Origin of the sequence: Paracoccus sp. (in: a-proteobacteria) (assembly GCF_030536915.1) — a bacterium.
In the GTDB taxonomy this organism is placed as follows: Bacteria; Pseudomonadota; Alphaproteobacteria; order Rhodobacterales; family Rhodobacteraceae; genus Paracoccus.
In genome coordinates, this window is the sequence record NZ_JAUNPC010000158.1 from 1 (window position 1) to 3314 (window position 3314).

4 protein-coding genes are annotated in these 3314 nt (G+C 69.5%); all 4 read right to left on the bottom strand.

What is annotated here, in order from left to right:
* On the bottom strand, nt 1-362 hold a 362-nt coding region (locus Q4F04_RS15080), incomplete at its 3' end, for a HutD family protein (RefSeq protein ID WP_303370613.1).
* A 5-nt stretch (nt 363-367) separates the two neighbouring features.
* Nucleotides 368-2050 (bottom strand): urocanate hydratase, encoded by a 1683-nt coding sequence (gene hutU, locus Q4F04_RS15085; protein ID WP_303370614.1) that lies wholly within the window; start codon nt 2048-2050, stop codon nt 368-370.
* Between the two features lie 91 nt (nt 2051-2141).
* Nucleotides 2142-2945: an N-formylglutamate deformylase gene (hutG, locus tag Q4F04_RS15090; RefSeq protein ID WP_303370615.1), complete on the bottom strand. Its 804-nt coding sequence runs from the start codon at nt 2943-2945 to the stop codon at nt 2142-2144.
* On the bottom strand, nt 2942-3314 hold a 373-nt coding region (locus Q4F04_RS15095; RefSeq protein ID WP_303370616.1), incomplete at its 5' end, for an aromatic amino acid lyase. The genes hutG and Q4F04_RS15095, both read right to left, overlap by 4 nt.

Below are 3314 nucleotides of genomic sequence, written 5' to 3' on the forward strand. Positions count from 1 at the left end.
GAAAGCTCGACTATCTGGTGCGAGAAGGCCCCGCGCCGAGTCATTATGTTGAGGTCCAGGACCGGACCTGCGTCCAGCCTGGCATGGACCGGTATCTCGCCCGGGAAGGACAGGGGCGGGCCGTCCGCCGTTACGGCGACCTCAGCCCCGCCAAATGATAGGCGCATCGGCCCGCCCTCCAGCACGGCCAAGGTGCGGTCGATGCCGGGGAAGGCCGAGAAGGGGCCGTCCGCCGCCACCTCGGCCATCGACAGCCGCGCGTCGAAGCCGGACAGGTCCGCACCCTCCGGCCAGACGGCCAGTTCGTGCGTGACGCCGCCGCCGTTCTTCCAGCGGCTGGCCCTGCCCTCGCCCCGGCGCACGAGCCTCACTTGAGGATGCCCGGCAGGTTCAGCCCGTGTTCGCGCGCGCAGTCCAGCGCAATGTCATAGCCCGCGTCGGCATGGCGCATGACGCCCGTGGCCGGATCGTTCCACAGCACGCGCTCGATCCGCCGGTCGGCATCGGCGGTCCCGTCGCAGCAGATGACCATACCCGAGTGCTGGCTGAAGCCCATGCCCACGCCGCCGCCGTGGTGCAGCGACACCCAGGTCGCGCCCGAGGCGGTGTTCAGCAGCGCGTTCAGCAGCGGCCAGTCCGACACGGCGTCCGAGCCGTCCTTCATCGCCTCGGTCTCGCGGTTGGGCGAGGCGACCGAGCCCGAGTCGAGGTGGTCGCGGCCGATCACGACCGGCGCCTTCAGCTCGCCGTTCCGCACCATCTCGTTGATGGCGAGGCCCGCGCGGTGACGGTCGCCGAGGCCGATCCACATGATGCGCGCGGGCAGGCCCTGGAAGGCGATGCGCTCGCGCGCCATGTCCAGCCAGCGGTGCAGGTGCTCGTTCTCGGGGAACAGCTCCTTCATCTTCGCGTCGGTCTTGTAGATGTCCTCGGGGTCGCCCGACAGCGCGGCCCAGCGGAAGGGGCCGACGCCGCGGCAGAACAGCGGGCGGATATAGGCGGGCACGAAGCCGGGGAAGGCGAAGGCGTTCTCCAGCCCTTCCTCCAGCGCGACCTGGCGGATGTTGTTGCCATAGTCGAGCGTCGGCACCCCCGCGTTCCAGAAATCGACCATGGCCGCGACGTGGTCCTTCATGGACGCGCGGGCGGCGGCCTCGACCGCCTTGGGGTCGGTTTCCTGCTTCGCGCGCCATTCCGCGACCGTCCAGCCTTTCGGCAGATAGCCGTGCAGCGGGTCATGGGCCGAGGTCTGGTCGGTCACGATGTCGGGGCGCGGGCCGCCCGCCTTCATGCGGCGCACGAGTTCCGGGAAGACCTCGGCGGCGTTGCCGATCAGGGCCACGGACTTGGCCTCGCCCTTGGCGATCCAGTCCGCGATCATGGCCAGCGCCTCGTCCAGCGAATGGGCCTTGGCGTCGCAATAGCGGGTGCGGATGCGGAAGTCGGCGCGGGTCTCGTCGCATTCGACGGCAAGGCAGCAGGCCCCGGCCATCACGGCGGCCAGCGGCTGCGCGCCGCCCATGCCGCCCAGGCCCGCCGTCAGGATCCACTTGCCCCTGAGATCGCCGCCGTAATGCTGGCGGCCCGCCTCGGCAAAGGTCTCGTAGGTGCCCTGAACGATGCCCTGCGTGCCGATGTAGATCCAGGACCCAGCGGTCATCTGGCCGTACATGGCCAGACCCTTCTTGTCCAACTCGTTGAAATGGTCCCAGTTCGCCCAGTGCGGCACCAGGTTCGAGTTGGCGATCAGCACGCGCGGCGCGTCCTTGTGGGTGCGGAAGACGCCCACGGGCTTGCCGGACTGCACCAGCAGCGTCTCGTCCTCGTTCAGCTTGCGCAAGGATTCGACAATCCGGTCGAAGTCGTCCCAGGTCCGCGCCGCCCGGCCGATGCCGCCATAGACGACCAGCTCGTGCGGGTTCTCGGCCACATCCGGGTGCAGGTTGTTCATCAGCATCCGCAGCGGCGCCTCGGTCAGCCAGCTTTTCGCCGAAATCTCGGTGCCGGTCGGGGGGAAGACGTCGCGGATGTTGTGACGGGGGTTGTTCATGTCCGGTCCTTTCAGGAAAGCAGCTGGCCCGCGATGATGTTGCGCTGGATCTCGAACGAGCCCTCGCACATGCGCGACCTTTTAGGCATCTTCATGGCGCAAGCTCCGGCGCCAGCGCCTCGAGTCGGGCGAGGATCTCGCCCAAAGTCTTGCGCATGGCTGCTGCCTTGGCGAGGTCGAGCTCGAAGGGCGGGGCCTCGGCCGCAAGATGGGTGGACTGCGCCAGTTCCATCTGGATCGCGTGGACGCCGGTTTCCGGGCGGCCATAATGGCGCGTCGTCCATCCGCCCCGGAAGCGGCCGTTCACCACCCAAGGGCGGCCGGTCGCGGCGGCGACCTCCTGCGTGGCGGCCTCGATGGCTGCGGCGCAGGACGTCCCGTTCGCGGTGCCGATGTTGAAGTCGGGCAGCACGCCCGGAAACAGGAAGGGGATCACCGAGCGGATCGAGTGGCAGTCATACAGGATCGCCACGCCGTGCCGCGCCCGCACCCGCTCGATCTCGGCCGACAGCGCCGCGTGATAGGGCGCGTGGAAGCGCGCCAGCCGGTCGGCCACGTCCTCGGGCGTGGGCTTCTCGGTCCAGATCGGCTGGCCGTCGAAATCGGTGACGGGCACCAGCCCGGTGGTGTTCTGGCCCGGGTAAAGGCTTTCGTCCTCGGGGCCCCGGTTCGCGTCGATGACATAGCGGTGGAAACTCGCCCGCACCGTCGTCGCCCCGGGCAGAAGCCCGGCGTAAAGCTGGTGGATGTGCCAGTCGGTGTCGGCCAAGGTCCGGCCACGCTCGTTCAGCCGGGCAAGGATGTCGTCCGGCAGCCATGTCCCGGTGTGGGGCAGGCCCAGGATGACGGGGCTGTCGCCCCGGACCATCTCGACAGGCTCGGGTCCAAGGCTCATGCGGCGATCTCTACGCCGGCGGCGGCCGCCAGGGTGCCGTCCTCGACCAGCTCCTGAGCGGCCAGCAGGTCGGGGGCGAGATAGCGGTCCTCGCCCATCGCGGGCACGCGGGCGCGGAGGGCCGCCATCACGCGCGACAGGGCTGCCGAGGTGGCCAGCGGCGCGCGGAACTCGATCCCTTGCGCGGCGCAGATCGCCTCGACCCCGAGGATCACGGCGAGGTTGCGCGTCATCAGCCCCAGCCGGCGCGCGCCATGGGCGGCCATGCTGACGTGGTCCTCCTGGTTGGCGGAGGTGGGCGTCGAATCCACCGAGCAGGGGTTGGCGAGATGCTTGTTCTCGCTCATCAGCGCGGCGGTGGTGACCTCG